17 protein-coding genes are annotated in these 16,577 nt (G+C 71.1%); 6 read left to right on the top strand and 11 right to left on the bottom strand.

From position 1 onward, the window contains the following. Positions 1-11 precede the first annotated feature (11 nt). Complete coding sequence (locus tag ACFVIU_RS30470) at positions 12-905, bottom strand: LysR family transcriptional regulator (RefSeq protein ID WP_385846442.1); 894 nt, start codon at positions 903-905, stop codon at positions 12-14. A 101-nt stretch (positions 906-1,006) separates the two neighbouring features. Between ACFVIU_RS30470 and ACFVIU_RS30465 the strand changes: the two genes are divergently transcribed. Beyond that, positions 1,007-2,113 carry an alcohol dehydrogenase catalytic domain-containing protein gene (locus ACFVIU_RS30465; RefSeq protein ID WP_385846441.1) on the top strand — a complete coding sequence of 369 codons (1,107 nt, stop codon included), beginning with the start codon at positions 1,007-1,009 and terminating at the stop codon, positions 2,111-2,113. A gap of 119 nt (positions 2,114-2,232) precedes the next feature. On the opposite strand, the gene htpG is transcribed toward ACFVIU_RS30465, so the two are convergent. Beyond that, entirely contained in the window at positions 2,233-4,143 is a 1,911-nt protein-coding gene (gene htpG / locus ACFVIU_RS30460; RefSeq protein ID WP_385846439.1) for a molecular chaperone HtpG, read from the bottom strand. A gap of 420 nt (positions 4,144-4,563) precedes the next feature. Between htpG and ACFVIU_RS30455 the strand changes: the two genes are divergently transcribed. Next, the gene (locus tag ACFVIU_RS30455) at positions 4,564-4,704 is read left to right on the top strand and encodes a hypothetical protein (RefSeq protein ID WP_385846438.1); all 141 of its coding nucleotides are present in this window, start codon (positions 4,564-4,566) and stop codon (positions 4,702-4,704) included. A gap of 209 nt (positions 4,705-4,913) precedes the next feature. On the opposite strand, the gene ACFVIU_RS30450 is transcribed toward ACFVIU_RS30455, so the two are convergent. Next, positions 4,914-5,882, bottom strand: a complete 969-nt coding sequence (locus tag ACFVIU_RS30450) for an ArsR/SmtB family transcription factor (RefSeq protein WP_385846437.1) — start codon at positions 5,880-5,882, stop codon at positions 4,914-4,916. 183 nt (positions 5,883-6,065) lie between these two features. On the opposite strand from ACFVIU_RS30450, the gene ACFVIU_RS30445 reads away from it, so the two are divergent. Continuing rightward, on the top strand, positions 6,066-6,611 hold the full coding sequence (locus ACFVIU_RS30445) for a hypothetical protein (RefSeq protein ID WP_385846436.1): 546 nt from the start codon (positions 6,066-6,068) through the stop codon (positions 6,609-6,611). Positions 6,612-6,760: 149 nt separating this feature from the next. On the opposite strand, the gene coaD is transcribed toward ACFVIU_RS30445, so the two are convergent. From coaD to ACFVIU_RS30415, 6 genes are all read right to left on the bottom strand, one after another. Further along, complete coding sequence (gene coaD, locus ACFVIU_RS30440; RefSeq protein WP_385846435.1) at positions 6,761-7,198, bottom strand: pantetheine-phosphate adenylyltransferase; 438 nt, start codon at positions 7,196-7,198, stop codon at positions 6,761-6,763. A gap of 14 nt (positions 7,199-7,212) precedes the next feature. Further along, positions 7,213-7,941, bottom strand: a complete 729-nt coding sequence (locus ACFVIU_RS30435) for a GNAT family N-acetyltransferase (RefSeq protein ID WP_385846434.1) — start codon at positions 7,939-7,941, stop codon at positions 7,213-7,215. Positions 7,942-8,102: 161 nt separating this feature from the next. Then, positions 8,103-8,630 carry a hypothetical protein gene (locus tag ACFVIU_RS30430; RefSeq protein ID WP_385846432.1) on the bottom strand — a complete coding sequence of 176 codons (528 nt, stop codon included), beginning with the start codon at positions 8,628-8,630 and terminating at the stop codon, positions 8,103-8,105. 177 nt (positions 8,631-8,807) lie between these two features. Then, entirely contained in the window at positions 8,808-10,601 is a 1,794-nt protein-coding gene (locus ACFVIU_RS30425; protein WP_385846484.1) for an ATP-binding cassette domain-containing protein, read from the bottom strand. A 119-nt stretch (positions 10,602-10,720) separates the two neighbouring features. Next, positions 10,721-11,155 (bottom strand): NUDIX domain-containing protein, encoded by a 435-nt coding sequence (locus tag ACFVIU_RS30420; RefSeq protein ID WP_385846431.1) that lies wholly within the window; start codon positions 11,153-11,155, stop codon positions 10,721-10,723. After that, positions 11,152-12,036 carry an aminoglycoside phosphotransferase family protein gene (locus tag ACFVIU_RS30415; RefSeq protein WP_385846430.1) on the bottom strand — a complete coding sequence of 295 codons (885 nt, stop codon included), beginning with the start codon at positions 12,034-12,036 and terminating at the stop codon, positions 11,152-11,154. Before ACFVIU_RS30415 ends, ACFVIU_RS30420 begins: the two co-directional genes overlap by 4 nt. A gap of 629 nt (positions 12,037-12,665) precedes the next feature. On the opposite strand from ACFVIU_RS30415, the gene ACFVIU_RS30410 reads away from it, so the two are divergent. Together ACFVIU_RS30410 and ACFVIU_RS30405 are read left to right on the top strand one after the other, a co-directional pair. Next, positions 12,666-13,649, top strand: a complete 984-nt coding sequence (locus ACFVIU_RS30410) for a sigma-70 family RNA polymerase sigma factor (RefSeq protein WP_385846429.1) — start codon at positions 12,666-12,668, stop codon at positions 13,647-13,649. A 65-nt stretch (positions 13,650-13,714) separates the two neighbouring features. Next, positions 13,715-14,167, top strand: coding sequence for a YbhB/YbcL family Raf kinase inhibitor-like protein (locus tag ACFVIU_RS30405; protein WP_385846427.1), 453 nt, complete (start codon positions 13,715-13,717; stop codon positions 14,165-14,167). Here the strand turns inward: ACFVIU_RS30405 and ACFVIU_RS30400 are convergent. After that, positions 14,155-14,850 (bottom strand): dienelactone hydrolase family protein, encoded by a 696-nt coding sequence (locus tag ACFVIU_RS30400; RefSeq protein WP_385846426.1) that lies wholly within the window; start codon positions 14,848-14,850, stop codon positions 14,155-14,157. The genes ACFVIU_RS30405 and ACFVIU_RS30400 overlap by 13 nt on opposite strands. Positions 14,851-15,107: 257 nt before the next feature. Between ACFVIU_RS30400 and ACFVIU_RS30395 the strand changes: the two genes are divergently transcribed. Next, entirely contained in the window at positions 15,108-15,773 is a 666-nt protein-coding gene (locus ACFVIU_RS30395; protein ID WP_385846425.1) for a phosphoribosyltransferase, read from the top strand. 33 nt (positions 15,774-15,806) lie between these two features. On the opposite strand, the gene ACFVIU_RS30390 is transcribed toward ACFVIU_RS30395, so the two are convergent. Further along, on the bottom strand, positions 15,807-16,484 hold the full coding sequence (locus ACFVIU_RS30390; protein ID WP_385846424.1) for a macro domain-containing protein: 678 nt from the start codon (positions 16,482-16,484) through the stop codon (positions 15,807-15,809). Between the last annotated feature and the right edge of the window lie 93 nt (positions 16,485-16,577).

Raw genomic sequence — 16,577 nt, 5'->3', positions numbered from 1 at the left:
CCGGGGGCCTGTCAGACGGTCGAGGTGATCGCCCGGGTGACGGCCGTGATCGCGGGAGTGGGGCGGCCGGGCAGCCGCGCCACGAGAACGCGGCGGATCTCGGACGGCGCACCCTCGACGTGCACCAGGCTCACCCCCGGCGGCAGCACGGGCGAGAGCCGGGACGGCACCGTCGTCACCCCGAAGCCGCCCGCGACCAGCTGGAGTTTGGTCAGCCAGTCGCGTGCGCGGTGGACGATCCGCGGCCGGCCCGGCAGGCCGGGCCAGACGCCGAGCAATGGCTCGGAGTGCGACGACGGGGTGGCGATCCAGGCGGTGTCGACCAGTTCGTCGACGTGCACCGTGGTGCGGCCGGCGAACTTCCCGGTCGATGGCGTCGCCAGGACCAGTTCGGTGTCCAGGACGGTCTCGACGTGCAGGCGCGGCGACTCGCCGTCCAAGGGCCGGTGGGGTGGGCGGGATGTCAGCACGGCGAGGTCGATCGAGCCCGCCCGCAGCGCGCGGATCAGGGTGGGCGTGGTGCCCTCGGTCGTCGTGACCGTGATCTGCGGGTCGGTGGCCGCGAGGTGGGAGAGCGCCGCGGGCAGGATGGCGGCGCCCGCGCTCAGGAACAGTCCGAGCCGCACCGGTTCGGCCCGTGGGCCGGTGCCGGTGAGGTCGGACTCGGCCGCCGCGAGACACTCCAGGATGGTGCGGGCGTGGCGCAGCAGGGTCAGCCCCGCGGGGGTGAGCCGCACCCCGTCGGGGCGGCGGTCGAACAGGGTGGTGCCCGCGCTCCGTTCGAGGGAGACGGCCTGTCGTGAGACCGCGGACTGCGTGTAGCCGAGCCTGGTGGCTGCCGCGGTGAAGCTGCCGGATTCCGCGATCTGCTGGAGGACCCGCAGATGCGTGCTGGAGATGTCCATGCACCCTACGCATACCACGCATGCTCGATCGTCGCTTTCCGCATGGCCGGCGGGCTCCTAGTGTCGATGCCGACGAGCCCGGAGAACATGGAGGTCATCGCGTGCGAGCAGCAGTACTGACGCGGTTCGGCGCACCGCTCACGGTGCGGGAGATGCCCGACCCGGAGGCCGGCGGGGGTGAGGTGGTGGTCGAGGTGCTGGCTGCCTGCGTGCCCCCGTACGCGGCCGAGGTCTTCTCCGGCGAACGGAACTACCCCCTGGTCCCTCCCGTCGCACCCGGCGTCGGCGCCGTGGGACGGATCGTCCACGTGGGTCCGGACGCCACCCGGCTGCGCGCCGGGGACCTGGTGTGGTGCGACTGCACGGTGCGCTCGCGGGACGACGCCCTGACTCCCGACATCACGCTTCAGGGCTGGAGTTCCCGCGGGGAGGGTGGTGCACGGCTGGCCCGGCACCTGCACGACGGGGCGTTCGCCGAACTCATGCGGGTCCCCACGGAGAACGTCTTCCCGCTGCCGGCCGCCGCGGGGGACGACCCGGCCCGCTGGGCCGCACTCACCGTGCACACCATCTCCTACGGCGGGCTGCTGGCAGGCGGGCTCGCGGCGGGTGAGACGCTGCTCGTCAGCGGGGCCACCGGCAACCTGGGCAGCAGTGCGGTCGCGGTCGCGCTCGCGATGGGCGCCGGCCGCGTCATCGCGCCGGGCCGCAACCAGGCGGCACTCGACCTGCTCGCCGACCGGTTCGGCCCGCGGGTGCGCCCGGTGCCGCTGACCGGGGACGAGGCCGTCGACCGGGCGGCGATGTCCGCGGCGGCCGACGGCCCGATCGACATGGTGATCGATCTGCTCCCGCCGAGCGCCCCCACCTCCGCGGTGCGTACGGCGGCCATGACCGTGCGCGAGTACGGTCGCGTCGTCCTCATGGGCGGCGTCGGCATGCTCGGCGGCGACGCCCTCGCCCTCCCGTATCCATGGCTCATGCGCAACTCGGTCACCGTGCGCGGCCAGTGGATGTACCCGCGGGCAGCGAACGTCGGCATCATCCGGCTCCTTGCCTCGGGCACGCTGGATCTCGCTCCCGAACGCGTCCGGTCGTTCGGCCTCGATGCCGTCAACGACGCCGTCGCGTACGCCGCCTCACACGGCGGCCCCTTCGACCGCACCGCCCTCGTCCCCGGCGCGTCCGTCAGGCCCGGGAGCAGATGATCACCTCGCACGCCAGGTTGGGACCGGCCCTCCCACCCACGCACCTTCGACGAGGGTGTCGCATGCCACCGGCCGCCGACTCGGGGTCGACGGCCGGTGGTGGGGGGTGTGGGACGGACCTACAGAGCCCGTTCCAAGCGGTTCGTCATCAGCTTCACGAAACGGGCCGGGTCCTTCGGCTGGCCGCCCTCCGCGAGCACCGCCAGGCCGTAGAGGAGTTCGGCCATCTCGGTGAGGTCGGTACGGTCCTCGCGCTCGCTGTGTGCCTGGTTGAGGGCCTTCACCAGCTGGTGGCCGGGGTTGAGTTCCAGGATCCGCTTGGCGCGGGGAACCTCGCGGCCCATCGCCCGGTACATGTTCTCCAGCGCCGGGGTGAGGTCCTGGGTGTCGGACACCAGGCACGCCGGGGAGACGGTCAGCCGGGAGGTCAGGCGGACCTCCTTGACGTCCTCCTCGAGCTGCTCCTTCATCCAGGCGAGCAGGGCGGCGTACTCGGCGGTCTGCTTCTCCCGCTCTTCCTCGGGGGTGTCCTCGCCCGCGGCGTCGAGGTCGATGTGGCCCTTGGCGATGGACCGCAGCTTCTTGCCCTCGTACTCGCCGACGGCGTCGGTCCACACCTCGTCGACGGGGTCGGTCAGCAGCAGGACCTCGATGCCCCGGTCCCGGAACGCCTCCATGTGCGGGGAGTTCTCGATGCTCTGCCGGGACTCGCCGGTCAGGTAGTAGATGTCCTCCTGTCCGTCCTTCATCCGGGCCACGTACTGTTCGAGCGTGGTGGGCTCGGTGTCGTGGTGGGTGCTGGCGAAGGAGGCGACGGCGAGGACCGCGTCGCGGTTCTCCGGGTCGGTGACCAGGCCCTCCTTCAGGACGGCGCCGAACTCCCGCCAGAGGGTGGCGTAGCGGTCCTGGTCCTTGGTCCTGATCTCCTTGACCGTGGAGAGGACCTTCTTGGTCAGCCGCCGGCGCATCATCTCGATCCGGCGGTCCTGCTGGAGGATCTCGCGGGACACGTTGAGCGAGAGGTCGGCCGCGTCGACGACACCCTTGACGAAGCGGAGGTACGGCGGCAGCAGCGCCTCGCAGTCGTCCATGATCAGGACGCGCTTGACGTAGAGTTGCAGGCCGCGCTTGACGTCCCCGGTGAACAGGTCGTGGGGGGCGTGGGCGGGCAGGAAGAGCAGGGCCTGGTACTCGAAGGTGCCCTCCGCCTGGAGCCGGACCGTCTCCAGGGGGTCGCGCCAGTCGTGGGCGAGGTGCTTGTACAGCTCGTGGTACTCCTCGTCGGAGACCTGGTCACGCGGCCGCGCCCACAGTGCCTTCATGGAGTTGAGCGTCTCGGGCTCCGGCGCCTCGTCGCTCTCGCCGGTGCCGGCGGGCCCGGCGGGGAGCATGCGGATGGGCCAGGTGATGAAGTCCGAGTAGCGCTTGACGATCTCCCGGATCTTCCACGGGGAGGTGTAGTCGTGGAGCTGGTTCTCCGGGTCGGCCGGCTTGAGGTGCAGCGTCACCGAGGTGCCCTGGGGGGCGTCGTCGACCGCCTCGAGGGTGTAGGTGCCCTCGCCCCGCGACGTCCAGCGGGTGCCCTGCGTCTCGCCGGCGCGCCGGGTCACCAGCGTCATCTCGTCCGCGACCATGAAGCCGGAGTAGAAGCCGACGCCGAACTGGCCGATGAGCCCCTCGGCACCGGCCGGGTCCTTGGCCTCCCGCAGCTCCTGGAGGAACTTGGCGGTGCCCGAGTTGGCGATCGTACCGATGAGCTGCCCGACCTCGTCGTACGACATCCCGATGCCGTTGTCCCGCACGGTGAGGGTACGGGCGTCGCTGTCGGCGTCGATCTCGATGTGCAGGTCGGACACGTCGGCGTCGAGGGTGTCGTCCCGCAGCTTCTCGAGGCGCAGCTTGTCCAGTGCGTCGGAGGCGTTGGAGACGAGTTCTCGGAGGAAGACGTCCTTGTCGGAGTAGACCGAGTGGATCATCAGCTGGAGCAGCTGACGGGCCTCCACCTGAAACTCATGCGTTTCAGCGGGCATGATCGCGAATACCTCACAGGTCCTGTTGCCGGAACTGATGGCTGCCACTGTAAAACACCACGTCAGGGTGGTGGCCGGAATGGGGGGTGGTGGCTCGATCCATGCGGTCTCGGCCGGGCTCAGCGGCTGTTCTTGATCTTCTTCATCGTGAGGTGGAATTTCAGGCGCAGGACGGCGGGCAGGCCGCTGAGCTTCTCGGTGAGGAAGGGTCTCGACTCCGGGGGATCGTTTCGAGTTCCCGCTGATCATCCCCCGCCGCCTCTCCAGGGCGTACGGCACTTCCGCCCTGCGCGACGAGGCGTACGCGCTGGCCACGGGGGAACGGGCCCCTTCATGGCCGGGCCGGCGCGTCATGTGGGTGCAGGTCCACCTGCACGTGTACTGGGCGGGCAGTGGGATCACCGGAGCCTGCTCGGCTCCGTGATCCCGGACGCCGCCACCGGTCCGGACTTCGCTCTCTTCGGCGCGGTAACCGCCCGGCTGCTCTTCCCCGGTCAGCGGCTCCTGGCCGCCTCCGCCCTGTTCACCGCCGCTCTGCTCGCCCGGCGACTGCCTGCGTGACCTGCCCCTGGCCCAGGTGCGCGGCCTCGCCCCGCTGGGCGCCTGGCGGTCACGGTCGGGCTGCACCTGTGGCGCCGGAACGCGACTCCTGTGCCGGCGTGCAGCCGGACCATCTCCTGTCGGTCCTTGTCCGTCGGCTCGTAGCCGAGGTGGCACTGCACCTGCGTTGCCGCCTCGGGGCGCGCTGGTCGGCACAGACGATCTGGACGTCACACCCGCTGGTACAGGACACGGCGGGAATGCCGGGTGCGGCTGACGAGCCCGGCTCGGTGCAGGATCTGTAGGTGGTAGGACACGGTCGCCGGGCTGAGGTACAGGCGTTGAGCGATTTCCGTGCTCGAACGGGGCTGGCTCAGCTGGGCCAGGATGGTGGTGCGCGTCGCGCCGATGAGTTGGTGTGCTCCCGCCGGTGCGAGGCGGTCGGCCTGGGCGGCCGGGTAGATGATCAGCGGATTCCGTGGTGCGGGGGCGCCTGGGGGTTCCGCGGCGCAGAACACGGCCCGGTCGGTGAACGCACTGGGGACCAGGACCGCGGTCTCCGCGTCCAGGGCGAGGCGGTGGCGGCTGCCGGGTCGCAGGTGAACGACCAGTGCGCCATCGCGCCATTCCAGGTTGGGGGCCAGATGGTTGAGCGTCTCCGCGAGTCCGTGCAGCGCGATCGCGGAGGCCCGCGCGGCGACGTCGGCCTCCAATCGGGCCCGGACGGCGGGCCAGGAAGGCGCGAGCGCCGAGCGCCAGAAGCGCGCCATCTCCTCGGTCAACCGCTCGGCGAGGTGGTCCTCGCCCTGTTCGAGAGCCCGCAGGAGGAGCCGGGGTGGCCGACATGCCGGTCCGGAGCCCCAGGAGTGGCCGCCGACGGCCGCGGACAGTTCGTAACGGATTCGTTCAGCAGGGGTGCGGGCCACCTGGTGCAGGGCGGCGTCGAGAGTCATGTCGAGACCCTCCGGCTCGGGTCTGAGGAAGTCGGGGGCGTAACCGAGCGGGCCGCCCCCGCCCACGATCGCCAGAAGCCCCAGTCGCTGCTGGACCAACGCCTCCCTGGCCCTGGACACCCAGCGCGCGCCGAGCCTCTCGGGTGCGTTGCGGAGGCCGAAGAGCAGGTCCTTGGCCGGGTCCAACGGTGACGCGGCGAACCTGACGCCGCCCAAGCCGTGAACGCCGAGGTTGATACGGATCACGAGCACCCCCCCAACGCCAGTGCATTCGAAAACCATCGAATCATTCGCTCGGTACGGACGACAGGGCTTTCCTGGAAGCACCTCGAAGCCATCGAGCCGTCAGGCGGCCCCTCCGTGGAGCGAGCTGATGCTCCGCCGCGATCGCTGTCGTGACATCCCACCGTTCTGCTGAGGAGACTCTCCATGCGGAAGATCCGACGCGCCCTCGCCATGACAGCCGCGGCTCTCGCCCTGTCGCTGGGCGGCAGCGTCACCGCTGCTCACGCCGACGGCAGCACCGCCTACGGGTGGCAGATCGGACACGACTACGTCCTCGGCTCGCACTGGTCGGGCGGCTGTCTCGACGACTCCGACGACTTCGGTCTGCGCACCTATGAGTGCAACCAGAACAGTGTGGACGGGGGCTGGCAGCGTTGGCGCGTCATCAACTGGTCGTCCGGCTACGGTCAGCTCAAGAACGTCAACACCGGCCGCTGTCTCGACTGGTCCTCCGATTTCGGCCTGCGCACCTATGACTGCAACGCCCCCAGCTTCACCAACGGCTACCAGAAGTGGGCGCTGGAACTGTTCACCACCAGCTACGGTGTGAACATCCAGGTGGTCCGCAACGGTATCAACGCCCCCTGGAACTGCCTCGACGAATCCGAGTACGGCGTCCGCGGATACCCGTGCAACGACCCTTCGAAGAACGACGGCTACCAGTCCTGGTGGGTGGACAACGCCTACTGACCGGTCGTTCCGGGACGAACGAGGTGCAGCGGGGTGACGGCTTGGCGGCGCCTTCGGGGCTGGGCCAGGACGGGGGTCTGGCCCAGCCTTCCACCTTCCATCCCTCCAGCTCGCCTACCGGCATCATCGGCTTGAGACGACTCGGAACCTCACTCCGAAACGACCGGCTGGACAGGGTCCTGGTGGCTCATCGTGGTGACGAGGGTGGAGGATATGTGGGCCAGGGCAGGGTCGGCAGCGATGAAGAACGTCTCGACTCCCGCCAGTTCGTGGTTCATGCGGGCCATCGGCATCTCGTAGTCCAGATCGCGAACGCCACGGACGCCGCGGATGACCACGTCGATTCCGGCTCGGCGGCAGTAGTCGACCAGCAGGCCGCCGGTGTGGGAGTCGACCGTGACATTGCTCAGGTCGGCTGCTGCCGTGCGGAGCCGGTCTAGCCGTTCCGCGACGGGGAAGCGGCCGGTCTTGTTCGCGTTGAACATCACGCACACGACGACCTCGTCGAACAGGCCAGCAGCGCGCCGCAGTACGTCCTGGTGCCCTTGAGTGACCGGGTCGAAGGATCCTGGGAAGAGGGCTCGCATGATCGGAAAGAGTATCAAGCGGCCGGCAGCCGTACGCTGAGTTGGAAACCCAGTTCCTGGAAGCCCAGCGCACGCGCCACACGCTTCGAGGGATGCACCCGTGCTCTCCACTGCGGAAGCAACCCGGCGTCAAGGGCGTGCGCCACCGCCGTGGACGCCACGGCCCGCGCCAGTCCTCGTCCTCGGTGCCCCGGCGCGACGAGCACGCTCAGATGGGCCACCGACCGCGGCCATTCCCGATAGCCGGCCGCGGCGACCACCTCGTCGCCTTCACAGAAGACGAAGGCGGGAGAGTTGATGTCCTCCAAGCCGCTTTCGGCGGCGTCCTCTTCGCCGGCGCGGGCCAGGAGCCCGGCCAGCTCATCGCCGTTGGCCACCGCCTTCACGGCAGAGGCATCGCGTCGCATCGGCAGGAAGTCGGCGCTGTCGAGATAGAAGAGGGAAGCGGGACCGAGGACGTCGAGAACGGTCAACACCTCGCGGAGTCGGTCCGCGTCGACGAGTTCCGCACCTGACAGCTGCTGTGAGACGCCCGCCATCAGCTGGGCGGCCCGCTCGCTCGGCGCGGTGATGATGCCGCTTCCGCCGAGTACCACGATCCCGGTCCACAGCGGCGGACACAGCCGCGAGGCGGGAGAGACCACGACGTCGGCCGTGTGCGGCGAGGAGGAGAACTCGACGGGTTTCACCGCGAGTTCGGTCCATAGGCGCCGGGCACGGTGCAGCAGGGGATCGGCGTTCATGGCCGTATCGTGGTTCACCGCGCGCTCCTGGGCGACCGGTTTACGGAGCCAGGAAGCCCAGAATGCCCAGGACGCCCAGGGCGCGCCCTCACACGCTCTGGCGCCCCTCCCCCGCCCCCGCCGTGCAGTAACAGTTCAGCGGGAGCGGGGCCTTGTGCGGGTCAGTTCAGGCCTACGGCGTCGAGCGCCGTCGTCCAGTCGGTGGCGATCGCCTTCTGCGCGGGAGCCAGCTGGATCGTTCCTGCACAGACCGCCTTGTACAGCTTGTACTCCACGGTGTCCTTGTCGGTGGCGCTGTAAGTGCCCGTGTCGTAGCGGGGTTCGGGCCACAGGTTCTGCGGGCTGGTCGGGTTGCCGCCCAGCGACAGGGGGATGAGGTGGTCTTCCTCGTAGTCCGCGGTGTTGGTGTCGCTGTAGCCGTACTCGGCGATCTGCTTCACCTTCAGGGCGTTGGTGTAGCTGGTGGACGGACGGATCGAGGTGCTGTAGCCGGAGACGCAGATCGTGGAGTGGATCGTGGACTGCGTGACGGCCGAGTTGAGGGCGCCGGGCTGACAGGTGGGGTCCTGGAGCGGCAGGTAGGACTGCGAGCAGCCGGCCGCGTGGGCGCTGCCGCTGGTGAGCACGAGACCGCCGGCGGCCAGCGCCAAGGACGAGGCGGCCACGGCGAGTTGACGTATGCGGGACATGGGGACTCCCGGTGGAGTGGACGCACTCCGACGGACGACCGGAGTGTCACTGACATGACAACACCGGGGCATCTATGCGGGTAGACCCTTGAAGTGAACAACTTGTGACGGAAAAGTGACCCTCGCCGGGGGCCGGAAGAAGGCGGGTGCCGCCCGCGGCCGGGCGGCACCCCTGTCTCAGCGGTCCCGGGAGAGTTCCAGGAGACGGGCGAAGGTGCCGTTGGCGGCCGCCAGGTCGTCGTAGCGGCCCTGTTCGGTGATCCGGCCCTCCTCCATCACGATGATGTGGTCGGCGATCTTCGTGTTCTCCAGTCGGTGCGTCACGACGATCGTGATGCGGTCCGCGGCCATCGACTTGAGCGTCTCGAACATGCGGTGTTCACCCTGCGGGTCCACCTGGGAGGTGGGCTCGTCCAGGATCAGCAGCTCCGGCAGCCGGTACAGGCCCCGGGCGCAGGCCACCCGCTGCCACTGCCCGCCGGACAGCTCCACCCCGCTGAAGATCTCCCGGGCCAGCAGCGTGTCGAGTCCGTCGGGCAGGTCCTCGACCGCCTTGCGCAGGCCGACCGCGTCGACCGCCTGCCAGACCGGATCGTCGTCCTCCGTGCGGGGCTGGCCGAGGGTGATGTTCTCTCGCAGCCGCAGCGGCCACTGCGCGAAGTACTGCGGCACCAGGCCGGTCAACTGCCACACGGAATCCGGGTCGACACCGGAGAGATCCGCTCCGTTCCAGGTCACCCGGCCCTTGTCGGGCAGGAGGATGCCGGCGAGCAGACGGGTGAGGGTGGTCTTGCCGGAGCCGTTGGTGCCGACCAGGGCCAGGATCTGACCGCGCCGCAGGGACAGCGACAGCCCGTCGACGGCTGCTCTGTCCTTGCCGGGATAGCGGTAGCTCACCTGTTCCAGGCGGACCTCCTCGACGGGTGCCCGCACCACCGACTCGCCCCGGTTCGGCGCCTGTCGGGCGGCCTCCTCGAAGAAGTCGGCCATGTCTCCGAGATAGAGACTGGTGTGGAAGACATAGGCGGCGCTCCGCACCAGCTGGGTGAGCGCACCGAGGGTGGTCTGGACGGCGACGACCGCGGTCGCGGCGATCGCCAGGGGGATGCGGCCGCCGGCGGCGAGCCAGTACAGCGCCGCCCACGTGCTCACCAGGAACACCCCTCCGCAGGCCGCGGAGGCCAGGGAGATCCGCAGGATCCGCGGGGCCGCGCCGAGGGTGCGGGCGTCGGCGCGCTGTGCCAGCGCCCGGTACCAGTACAGCAGGTAGCCGGTCATCGAGTTGGCGCGGACCTCGTCGGCGAACTTGGCGCTGGTGGCCCACCAGCGCATCATGCCGCGGACGTTGCGGTCGGAGATGTTCGCGTAGTGGATCTCGTGGTCCACCCGGGCCGTGAGGACGGCGCCGATCCCGGTGGGGAGCACGGCCAGCAGCAGGAACGGCAGCAGCAGCGGGTCGAGCACCGACAGGACTCCGCACGCCGTGACCATTTTGATCAGGGAGGACAGCAGCTGCTGCGCGTCGCCGACCATCACCAGGGTGCGCATCACCCCCATCTCCGCGGCTTCCTGGCGGTCGTGGAAGCCGTCCTGACTGTAGGTGGCGGCCTCCACCCGGCAGACCGCCTCGACCAGTGTGGTGTCCGCCTCGGTGGTGAGTCTGGGGGTGAGCCGCCGTTCCCCGTAGACCGACAGGGCTCCCGCGGCACGCACCAGGGCGGCCATGCAGGCGACGACGATCACCGCGGGCAGGGCCGCGTGCAGCCGCGCCGGTACGCTGCCGCCGCTCAGCAGGGGCCCCATCGCGCGGGAGGTCGCGGCGAGCTGGCCGGCCGCGGCCAGCCCGACGGTGACCAGGCAGACCAGCAGCAGGACGACGGCCGCCCGGTCGACGGCCCAGGACATCCGGGCGATCCGCCAGAGCACCGAGGGGATACGGCCGCACAGCCGGCGCAGCGACGCCCCGGCCATCGGGTTCACCGAGTACTGCCCGGTGTACGTGATCTCCGCCGGCGGGGGCGGCGGCACCTGGGCCCGGCCGGGGGCGGCGGTGTGCTGGGCCCGCTTCTGCGGGGGTACGGTCGGTCCGCTCATGCGCCACCTCCGGTCGCGGGTGCGGTGATGTCGGCGTACAGGCGCCCGGCCGTGAAGGTGGCCAGGATCTGCCGGGTGACGGGGTGGCAGTCCGAGGGCGGCCGGCCGGGGTCGATCCACAGGATGCCGTCGTGTTGGTGGGGTGCGGCGTTGCGGGGTTCGCCCAGCCACCGCTGCGCGGTGAACGCCACGGCGATCACCGGCCTGCCGTCGGGGCCCGGGCAGTGCACGGTCTGGCAGAACTCCAGGTCCCTGCGGGCGACGCGGACACCGGCCTCCTCGGCCGCTGCGCGCAGCGCTCCGTCGTCCAGGAACTCGCCCGCCGCCGGCTTGCCGCCGATCACGGTGACCGCGTTGTGCCGTACGGCGAGGACGCGTCCGTCGTCGCGCTGGAGCAGCACCATGGCGTGGTTCAGATGCGTCGTGCTCATGCGGTGCGCGCCTCCCGCCGGGCCGGTGTGGCCCGTCCGCGTACGGCGACCTCGCGGTCCCCGTTCGGCACGCCCCGGGCGACGGCGTCGAGTGCGGAGAGGCAGCGCAGCGCCAGCTCCTCGGCGGCCGTGGGGGTACGGCCGTAGCCCTCGAAGAACGCGTTGCGCAGGTCGGGGCGGTCGGCCCAGGGGCCACGGGCGAGAGGGACGAAGTCGGCGACGGCGGCGTGCGGCCGGGCGCGTGCGAAGTCCACCGCTGCGAACACGGCGCCCGCGGGATGGCGGGCCAGCAGCCAGTTGCTTTGCTGGTAGTCGCCGTGGACGTATCCGGCGGGCAGCGGTCCGAGGCGGGTGAGTTCGGCGGCGTGCTCCCGTACGGTCCGTTGCCGCTCGGGACCGAGCAGGTCTCCGGCCCGGTCGAGGTGGTCCGCGCCGCTGTGGGCGATGCGGCGGACCTCGGCGGCGGCGTCCCTGTGGTCCTGGGCGGACAGATCACCGGGGGCGCCGTGGAAGCGGCGCAGCCAGACGCCCGCCTGCCGGTGCAGGCGGCGCTGCCCGGCAGGGGTGAGGACGAGGGCCGGCACCGGGTCGCCGGGGACGGCCGAGAACAGCAGGCTCTGTCGGTGCGGGTCGGCGGCCAGCAGTGCGGGTGCCGTGCCCGGGTCCATGCCGGGTGCGACTTCCCGCAGGGCGCGGGTCTCCCGGGCGAAGGCCCCGGGGCTCGGCGCGAGCTTCAGATAGGCGCGCCCGGTCGCGCCGGTCAGCTGCCACACCCGGGAGGTGGGGCGGTCACGGGGGACGTGGTGCGCGTCCTGCACCGGGCCGAGGGTGCGCTGCGCCCAGATCAGTACGGGGGCCGGGATCGGTTGTACGAGAGTCATGCACCCCACCTCTGGTCCGGGCATGAGAGGTCCACGGTGATGGCCCGGGCGGCGTCAACGCCGTGCACCGGGTGGGGCCGCAGGGGCGCAGGGGTCTGGACCCGGTGTTCGAAAGCGGGGAGAACGAGGGTGAGGGCGGGCACGGGATTCATGGGTTCCTCCTGCGGGGGTCGTCCGGTCGGGCGACTCAACAACTCCCCTGCTGGGCACGGCGTTACGGCCTGCGCGGGGCGAAGCGTCGAGCGAAGGTTCGATGGGTGGGCGCAGGCCTTGGGGCGCCTGACGGATGCGGCCGGGACACGGTGTTCGATCACTCGCACAGCGGGGCGTCACCCGATCGCGGGATTGCTCCGGGCCCGGAGGCTGCCCGAAGGCGGGGGCAGTGGCAGGCGTCTCGGTCGGGGTGAGCGTGGCGAGTTGGCCGCCCGTCTTGCCAGGTGTTGCGGGAGTGGCCGTAAAGCGTGGGCCGGTTCCGTCGGGCGGGGCAGCGCAGGGGGCACCGGCCCCGTCGGGCTCCGTTGCGGGTGCGGGAGGGGCGCCGGGTTGGCCCTCGGCCGCCCGGGTACCCGAGACCTCCGGGACGCGACAAGAAGAGGAACGTGACGATGGCTCCCGCGACGAGTAGGCCGATGGGTTCCGCGCAGGCAGGTGGCCGGCCCCGGGCCGGGAGGCGGCTCAGCGCCGCGCCCGAGCCCGACGGGGAGCCGGACCTGCTGGGGCAGTACCTGAGGCAGATCGCGGCCACGCCGCTGCTCGACGCCGCCGGCGAGGTCCGGCTGGCTCAACGCATCGAGGCCGGGGTGCACGCCCTGGAGGAGCTGGCGGAGGCGGAGGCCGGCACCCGCACGCTCACGCCGGTGAGACGGCAGGAGTTGGAGGACGCCGTACGGGACGGGCAGGCGGCGAAGGACCACATGGTGCGCGCCAATCTGCGTCTCGTGGTGTCGATGGCGAAGCGCCACGCCCATCGCGGGCTGCCCCTGCTCGATGTCATCCAGGAGGGCAACCTGGGCCTGATCAGGGCCGTGGAGAAGTTCGACCACACCAAGGGCTTCAAGTTCTCCACCTACGCGACCTGGTGGATCCGGCAGGCCATCGAACGCGGCGTCGCGACGCACGCCCGCGCGGTACGGCTGCCGGTCCATGTCGTGGAGCAGTTGCAGAAGCTCGGCAAGATCGAACGCGCACTCCAGCTACGGCTCGGCCGGGAGCCGACCGTGGAGGAGGTGGCCCGCGAGAGCGGTTTCGCCGCGGACAAGGTCGGCTGGCTGCGCCGGGTCGGACGGGAGGCCGTCAGCCTGGACACGCCGGTGGACGACACCGGGGACACGGTCGTCGGAGACCTCATCCCCGACCGTGACGTCCTCCAGGCTCCCGAGGTCGCCGAGTTCCAGGCGCTCGCCGAGGAACTCAGGGGGGCCATCGACACGCTCGCGGCGCGCGAGGCACTGATCCTCAGCCTGCGGTACGGCCTGCACGACGGCCGGCAGCGCACCCTGCAAGAGGTCGCCGACCAGGTGGGGCTGACCCGGGAACGCGTCCGCCAGCTGGAGAAGCTCTCCCTGAAGCAGCTGCGGCAACAGAGCGAGCGGCTCGTGGCGTGGGCGAGCTGACCCGGTGGGCCCCGGCGGATCCGCGCTGCGCGGTACGCCGGGGCCCACCCGGGTACCCAGCTCCCATGGCCGACATCGAACTCATCAGTAGCGCGTTCAACGACCACGCCGTGCTGGACCGCCGGTACGCCTTCGAGGGCGAGAACCTTTCCCCACCCCTGGCCTGGAGCGGTGTTCCGGACGGGGCGACCGAGCTGGTGCTGCTGTGCGAGGACCCCGATGCGCCCTCGGGCACCTTCGTGCACTGGGCGGTGGTCGGTATCGATCCTCGCAGCAGGGGCACGGAAACGGGGAAGAGTCCGCCGGGCGGCACGGAACTCGTCAACGGCTTCGGCGAGCTGGGCTGGGGCGGGCCGCACCCGCCGCCCGGGGACGACGCGCACCGGTACTTCTTCCGCATCTACGCGCTCGCGGAACCGTGTGTCCTTCCGGACTCGCCCAGCGCCGAACGGGTGCACCAGGCCGTGGAGAAGCGCCAGCTGGCCAGTGGCACCCTGGTGGCGCTCTACCGGCGCTGACCCGTACGGGTAGGTGCCGTCTCCTGGGCTCTGCGGGCGGAGCGGACGCGCTCGTCGCACCACTGCCGGGCCGTCTCGGCGACCTGTTCCAGCGCGCCGGGTTCCTCGAACAGATGAGCGGCGCCCGGGATGACGTGGAGGGCGTGCGGGGCCGACAGCCGGCGGGCCGCTTCCTCGTTCAGTTCCAGGACCTGCTGGTCCTGGCCGCCGACGATCAGCAGGACCGGTGATGTGACCTGTTCCAGGGCATCGCCCGCGAGATCGGGCCGCCCGCCACGCGACACCACGGTGAGCACGCGCTCGGGGCGCTCGGCCGCGGCCACCAGGGCAGCGGCGGCGCCCGTGCTGGCGCCGAACAGGACGACCGGCAGGCCACGGGCGTCGGGCTGGGTGTCCAGCCAGTCGATCGCCCCCACGAGCCGTCGGGCGAGGAACGGGATGTCGAAGCGGTGCTCGGCGGTGACCGCGTCGTGCCGCTCCTCCCGTTCGCTGAGCAGGTCCATCAGCAGCGTGCCGAACCCGGCGGTGCGCAGTTCCGCCGCGACCATCCGGTTGCGTGAGCTGTGCCGGCAGCTGCCGCTGCCGTGTGCGAAGAGCACCACGGCCCGTGCCGGTGCCGGTACGACGAGGTCACCGGAGAGCGTGGCATCGCTGGTGTGCACCAGAACCATGTCGGAGATCATCGGCCTCAACCTTCCACGCCTGCCGATCATGCGGGTCCTGACGACCCGGGTGTCCCCCACCGCGTACCCACCGATCGGCTGCGGATCCATGGATGCCGGGGTCGCCGGCGATCGGGTGGCGGCAACTTCAAGGGGCCCGCTACCGTACCCAGGGCGAAGCCGTTTGGGTGTCGTACGGCAGGAAACCCCGGACAGGGCACCGGTCGGATGACGCCGTCGGTCCGGCTCAGTCGTACGCGGAGAGCAGGTGAGCGGTCATGCGCTTCCAGGACCGTCGCCACGCGGGCCGGGAGCTGGCCGCCCGGCTGGTGGAGTGGTCGGCCGACAGTGGTCTCGTCGATCCTCTCGTCCTCGCGCTGCCCCGGGGCGGTGTCCCGGTGGCCGCGGAGGTCGCCCGGGCGCTCGGGGCACCGCTCGATGTGCTCGTGGCCCGGAAGATCGGCATCCCCGGCCGCCGGGAGACCGGCATTGGTGCGCTCGTGGCCGATGATCCGCCGCTGTTCGACGCCCGGGCACTGGAAATGCTCGGTCTGAGCCAGGAACGGCTCGCCCCCGACGTGGCGCGCGAGCGGGCGGAGCTGCACCGTCGCGAGACGCGCTACCGCGGTGAGCGGCCCCGGCCCCGGATCGAGGGCCGGACCGTGATCCTCGTCGACGACGGCCTCGCCACCGGTGTCACGGCGCGTGCCGCCCTGCGCCATCTGCGGAGCCGGAAGCCGCCGGCCCGGCTGGTCCTCGCGGTCCCCGTCTGCGCGCCCGAGGCGGCGGCGGAGCTGCGCGCGGACGCCGATGACCTGCTCTGTCTCCATCAGCCGTCGGGCTTCCGGGCGGTCGGCCTGTGGTACGACGACTTCGACCAGGTCGGTGATGACGAGGTGGTCGCGGTGCTGCACCGGCACGGCGCCGCAGCGGGCACGGGCTGAGGGCTCCCCGCACCGGGCCAGACGTCGGGCCGGTCAGCGGCGGGAAGTGGGGCGGGTGGGGGTGGCTATGCGCACCCGCTGCTCCTCGGGGGCGTTCTCGAGGTCGTCGAGCTGCGCGACGATCGTGCTGCGCAGGTCGTCGTAGTCCGCGAAGGAGTAGTCCTGGAAGAGCGTGTAGCCGGTCCACATCAGGTTGGCGCACACGCGGGCGGGGACCCGGCCGGTCTGGGCGCCCATGCCGACCAGGGCGACCGAGGCGATGCTGCCCGGCGCCTCGGCGTTCTGCCGGTGGATCGCCTGGAACGCGGCGGCGCAGGCCAAAGCCACGTTCAGAGTCTCGCTGACGTTCTGTGACGACTGTTCCATGGTCGGCGTCGAGATCAGGAACCTCGGGTTGACCGCGCCGGACGGGACGCACACGGCGCTGCCCACCGGGAGGCTGCCGGCGAAGCGGTCGCGGATCGCCCGCTGCACGCGCAGCTGGATACCCGCTCCGAGGTGCCGCTTGATGGCCGCGTCGACGCCGCCGTCCATCCGGCCCCGGGAGTTGGTCGGAGTGACCCAGGCGTCGGCCTTCTCGGTGAGGATCGAGCCCTTGCGGATCTCGATCTCGGGCATGTCGGCGAACGCCGCCCGCCAGGCCTCCACCACACGGGTGTTGATGTCGGTCAGTACCACCCTCAGCGGTGACTGCGCGCGGTTCTCGGTCATGATGCACTCCCCTCGGGACACGGCTCGTCCACTGATCACGACGCTACCGTGCCCCACTGACAACGCCCCTGCGAGCAGGATCGCGTGACGCAC

This window comes from Streptomyces sp. NPDC127190 (genome assembly GCF_042672505.1).
In the GTDB taxonomy this organism is placed as follows: Bacteria; Actinomycetota; Actinomycetes; order Streptomycetales; family Streptomycetaceae; genus Streptomyces.
Note: the sequence above shows the minus strand (reverse complement) of the source record. Positions and strands in the feature narration are given on the sequence as shown.